Source organism: Sphingomonas corticis (assembly GCF_012035195.1).
Lineage (GTDB): Bacteria > Pseudomonadota > Alphaproteobacteria > Sphingomonadales > Sphingomonadaceae > Sphingomonas > Sphingomonas corticis.
Genome location: NZ_JAAVJH010000044.1, coordinates 1 through 4,926, shown reverse-complemented (window position 1 = coordinate 4,926; position 4,926 = coordinate 1). Strand labels below are relative to the sequence as shown.

The window sequence follows — 4,926 nt, the reverse complement described above, 5'->3', positions numbered from 1 at the left end:
TTCGGCCGTCTGAAGGATTGGCGCCGCGTCGCAACTCGCTACGACCGCTGCCCAACCGTCTTCTTCTCTGCCGTCGCCCTCGCGGCCACCGTCATCTTCTGGCTATGACCAATGAGTCCTGACCCTAACGCGGCATCAACCGCCGCCGCCTACACGCGAGCCTCGCGTCGCCGCCGAGGGGAGCCGGGCCATGATCGACAATTTCTCGCTCGGCCTCACCCACGGCCTGATGCTGCTGGCCGCGTTCATCCTCGTGCGGCGTCCGCTGCTGGATCGCGAGCCCTCGCCTCGCGACGTGGCCCCGCGGAAGAAGCGGCGTGCGTGACCTCGCCTTCGTCGCCTTCCTGCTGGCGCTGTGCGCGACGGGCTTTCGCCGCCCGTTCCTGTTCGTCGCCGCCTACGTCTACATCGACATCGTCTCGCCGCAGCGGCTGACCTACTGGCTGCTGAACGCGGTGCCGATCTCGCTGGTCGCCGTCGCGCTGATGGTGGTCGGCTGGGCCGCGGCGGACGACAAGCGCGACGTGCGCGTCGGCCCTCGCCAGGGGCTGATCCTGCTGCTGCTCGCCTATTGCTACGCCACCACCACCCACGCCGACTTTCCCGTGGAGGCGCTGGAGAAGTGGGAGTGGGTGTGGAAGAACCTGGCCGTCGCCGCCTTCCTGCCGCTGATGCTGCGCACGCGGCTGCGGATCGAGACGCTGCTGCTGTTCGTCGTCCTGTCCGCCGCGTCGATCATCATCGTGGGCGGGATCAAGACGCTGGCGTCGGGCGGCGGCTACGGCGAGCTGAACCTGATGGTCTCGAACAATTCGGGCCTCTACGAGGGGTCGATCATCTCGGCCGTCGCGATCTCGCTGATCCCCATCATCCTGTGGCTGATGAAGGACGGCACCGTGTTCGCGCCCGACGGGCGCGTGCGGCTGTTCGGCACCGCGCTGATCTTCGCCTGCCTGCTGATCCCGGTCGGCACCTCGGCGCGCACCGGCCTCCTGTGCATCGCGCTGCTCGCGGTGCTGATGCTGCGCGTCGTCAAGCGGCGGATGCTCTACGTCGGCGCGCTGGCGCTCGCCGGCATGGCGGCGGTACCGTTCCTGCCGTCCGCGTTCAGCGAGCGGATGGGGACGATCAAGACCTATCAGGCGGACGAGAGCGCCTCCACCCGGCTGGCGGTGTGGCAGTGGACGATCGACTATGCGAAGCAGCACCCGTTCGGCGGTGGGTTCGAGGCGTACCGGCAAAACCGCATCCGCTACGACACGGTGAAGGTGGAAGGCGAGGGCGCGTCGGCGACGGTGAAGCGAGACCTGACCGTCGACCAGAGCCGCGCCTATCATTCCAGCTATTTTGAGATGCTGGGCGAACAGGGCTATCCCGGGCTGGCGCTGTGGCTGCTCATCAACCTGATCGGCCTGGTCCGCATGGAGGTGCTGCGGCGGCGCTACCGCGATCCCGACGGGGAATTGGCGTGGGCGGGCCGGCTCGCCACCGCGCTAGGCCATGCGCACCTCATCTACCTGCTGGGCGGCGCCTTCGTCGGCATCGCCTTCCAGTCGTTCCTCTACTTCCTGCTGGCGGCGCAGATCGGGCTGGACACGTACCTGTCGCGGCGGCGGCAGGAGGCGGCGTGGCGCCCGATCCGCGCGCCGCGGGTGGCGGCGGCGTAAACCCGTCGCCCCTGCGCAGGCAGGCGCCTACCGCTGTCGAATGCCGCGTTTCGATCGGCACACCGGCGACACCGCTGTGTCGATCGAACGCTCTTCGCAACAGTCATGGGCCCCTGCCTGCGCAGGGGCGACGGCTCTGCTATTTCCCCAAGGCCGCGATGATCGCCTCGTTGAAGGCGGGGATGTCGTCGGGACAGCGGCTGGTGATGAGGTTCTCGTCGATCACCACTTCCTCGTTCACCACGTCGGCGCCGGCATTCTCCAGGTCGGTGCGGATCGATTCGAATCCGGTCACGCGGCGTCCCTCGATCACGTCCGCCTCCGCCAGCAGCCAGGGGGCGTGGCAGATGGCGGCGACGATCTTCTCGTCGTCCATGAAGTCCTGCACGATCTCCACCGCCCGCGCCTCGGTGCGCAGCTTGTCCGGATTGGCGACGCCGCCGGGCAGCACCAGCGCGTCGTAATCGTCGACGTCGACCTCCTCCAGCGTCACGTCGGGCGTGGCGGTCTCCGCCTTCTCGATGTCGCCCTTCATGCCCTGGATCGGATCGGTCTTCATCGACGCGAGCGTGACGGTGGCGCCCGCCGCCTCCAGCGCCTTGCGCGGCTCGAACAGCTCCACGGTCTCGAAACCGTCCGCGGCGATCATCAGGACGCGGGCTTCTTTCAGGTCGGCCATGGGACACTCCGTTCATTGGGAACAGCCCGAACCCGCGCCCCGCACCCTGCGTTCCGGAACGAAGCGATTGGCCGAGCATTTGCCGGGGCGGGAAGGAGACGTCCTTGGCGCGGCTGGTCTATTGCGACGACGGGGAACCCGGCATCACGCGGCGGCGGGTCAATGCCCGCGCCTGGGGCTATTGGGACGCGGACGGGAATCGCATCACCGACCGCGAGGAGATCGACCGGCTGAACGCCATCGGGCTGCCGCCCGCCTATCGCGATGCCTGGTTCTGCCCCAAGGCGAACGGCCACATCCAGGCGACCGGCATCGACGAGAAGGGGCGCAAGCAATATCGCTACCACCTCGACTATCGCGCCAAGCAGGAGGCGGCCAAGTACGAGCTGTGCGCGCCGTTCGGCCGCGCCCTACCCCGCCTGCGCGCGCGAATGGAAGCGGATCTGGCGAAGAAGCGCCACGACAAGGCGCATACCGTCGCCGCGATCGTGAAGCTGCTCGACACCTGCAACCTGCGCATCGGCAACGAGACCTATGCGAAGACGAACAAGAGCTTCGGCCTGACGACGCTGCGCGACCGCCACGCGACGTTCAGCGGTGCGACGATGACGCTCTGCTACACCGCCAAGTCGGGCAAGCAGCGCCGGTTGAAGATCACCGACCGCAGCCTCGCCAATTTCGTGAAGAAGTGTCAGGATCTGCCGGGGCAGAAGCTGTTCCAGTACGTCGGTGCCGATGGCGAGCCGCGGCCCGTCACCTCCTCCGACGTGAACGACTATATCCGCGCCGCGATGGGCGAGGATTTCACCGCCAAGCATTTCCGCACCTGGGGCGCCAGCGCGGTGGCGTTCGAGACGCTGGCGACCGCGCCGGCGCCGATCGGCCTGAAGACGATGCTGGAGCCGGTGGTCGAGCGGCTGGGCAACACCCCCGCGATCGCGCGCAAGTCCTACGTCCACCCCACGCTGATCGTCCTGGGGAAGGACAAGGCGTTGCAGGCCTCGTTCCGCGAGCAACTGGTTCTTCCCCGCGCGACGCAGTATCTCAGCCGCGCCGAACGCGGACTGATCGCCTTCCTCGAGGCGGAAGCGAGCGGCCCGGCGGCGAAGAAGGCCGCCTGACGGGCACAGCGAGGGAGACGGCGTGAGCAACAATACCGCCGCCGCGGCGAAGGCCGGCGGCATCGACGCGGGCGAGGTCGGCGACCACGCCAGCGAATTGGTGCGCTCCAGCGTGGACTGGGCATCGGCCTACTGGCTCCAGATCGCGATCGCGATCGGCATCGGCGCCGTCATCTCGCTGTCGCTGATCTGGCTGCGCAGCCTGGGCCCGCGGCTCGCCAGGCGCAGTGCGAGCGGGAAGGGCTGGGCCGCGATCCTCGGCCGCGCGATCGCGCGCACCGGCACCTTCTTCATCGTGATGCTGTCCGCGCGGCTGGTGGCGGGCTACGCCGGAGCGCCGCCCAACGTGGCGACGACGATCGGCTTCCTGTTCACCGTCTCCGTCGTCTTCCAGGCGGCGGTGTGGGCGCGCGAGCTGATCCTGGGCGCGATCGAGCATCGCACCCGGTCGCAGCATTACGCGGGCGAGGCGCTGATGAGCGCGATGGGCCTCATCCGCTTGCTCGTCACCTTCGCCGTGTTCGCAATCGCGCTGGTCGTCGTGCTCGACAACCTGGGCGTCAACGTCACCGGCCTGGTGGCGGGGCTGGGCGTCGGCGGCATCGCCATCGGCCTGGCCGCGCAAGGCATCTTCGCCGACCTGTTCGCCGCGCTCGCCATCATCTTCGACCGCCCGTTCCGCCGCGGCGACGCCGTCAGCTACGACCAGACCAGCGGCACGGTGGAAGAGATCGGCCTGAAGTCCACGCGCGTGCGCGGGGTGAACGGCGAGGAGCGGATCATCTCGAACAAGCAGCTGCTCGACAAGGAGATCCAGAACAACACCCGACGCGAGCGGCGGCGCATCAAGTTCACGCTGGGCCTCGCCTACGAGACGCCGGTCGAGAAGCTCGACGCCTTTCCCGCGATGATGAAGGAGACTATCGAGGCGTCGGGCATGGTCTTCGTGCGCTGCGGCCTGCTCCAGTTCGGCGCCTCCAGCCTCGACTTCGACATCGAGTTCGACAGCAACTCGCCCGATTTCCAGACGGCGTTCGACGGACGGCACAAGACCGGCATCGCGATCCTGAAGCGCTGCAACGACGAGGGGCTGGTGATCCCCTATCCGACGCAGACGACGTACACCGCGGCGCCGGACGGGCGGCTCGTCATGCCTTATTCGGAACATCTGCACCTGTCGCCGACGGGCGGGGAGTAGATTTTCCCGTCACCCCGGGCTTGTCCCGGGGTCCAGCGCCACGGATGGCACCGCTTGCGGGCCTGGATGCCGGGACGGGCCTGGCATGACGAACAGGCGCCTCGCAGGCGTGGGACCCTCCCGCCTTTACCCGCGTTAGGGTCAGGACTCGTTGATCAGAGCCAGAAGATGACTGTCGCAGCGAGGGCGACGGCGGAAAAGAAGGCTGTGGGGCAGCGATCGTAGCGGGTGGCGACGCGCCGCCAATCCTTGAGGCGGCCG

The 4,926-nt window shown here is 68.1% G+C and carries 5 protein-coding genes and 2 pseudogenes; 5 read left to right on the top strand and 2 right to left on the bottom strand.

Going from position 1 to position 4,926, the window contains the following annotated elements; genetic code table 11:
* The 3 genes and pseudogenes from HBH26_RS20225 to HBH26_RS20220 form a co-directional block, all read left to right on the top strand.
* Positions 1-108, top strand: a pseudogene (locus tag HBH26_RS20225) (IS5 family transposase); the annotation flags it as partial.
* Between the two features lie 82 nt (positions 109-190).
* Entirely contained in the window at positions 191-325 is a 135-nt protein-coding gene (locus HBH26_RS21120) for a hypothetical protein (protein ID WP_275402995.1), read from the top strand.
* Positions 318-1,667, top strand: coding sequence for a putative O-glycosylation ligase, exosortase A system-associated (locus tag HBH26_RS20220; protein WP_168136360.1), 1,350 nt, complete (start codon positions 318-320; stop codon positions 1,665-1,667). Before HBH26_RS21120 ends, HBH26_RS20220 begins: the two co-directional genes overlap by 8 nt.
* A gap of 139 nt (positions 1,668-1,806) precedes the next feature.
* Here the strand turns inward: HBH26_RS20220 and HBH26_RS20215 are convergent, their stop codons facing one another.
* Complete coding sequence (locus tag HBH26_RS20215; RefSeq protein WP_168136359.1) at positions 1,807-2,346, bottom strand: type 1 glutamine amidotransferase domain-containing protein; 540 nt, start codon at positions 2,344-2,346, stop codon at positions 1,807-1,809.
* A gap of 104 nt (positions 2,347-2,450) precedes the next feature.
* Between HBH26_RS20215 and HBH26_RS20210 the strand changes: the two genes are divergently transcribed.
* Positions 2,451-3,467 carry a DNA topoisomerase IB gene (locus HBH26_RS20210; protein ID WP_168136358.1) on the top strand — a complete coding sequence of 339 codons (1,017 nt, stop codon included), beginning with the start codon at positions 2,451-2,453 and terminating at the stop codon, positions 3,465-3,467.
* Between the two features lie 22 nt (positions 3,468-3,489).
* Positions 3,490-4,665, top strand: coding sequence for a mechanosensitive ion channel family protein (locus HBH26_RS20205; protein ID WP_420825005.1), 1,176 nt, complete (start codon positions 3,490-3,492; stop codon positions 4,663-4,665).
* Between the two features lie 155 nt (positions 4,666-4,820).
* On the opposite strand, the pseudogene HBH26_RS20200 reads toward HBH26_RS20205, so the two are convergent.
* Positions 4,821-4,926: pseudogene (locus tag HBH26_RS20200) on the bottom strand (IS5 family transposase); the annotation flags it as partial.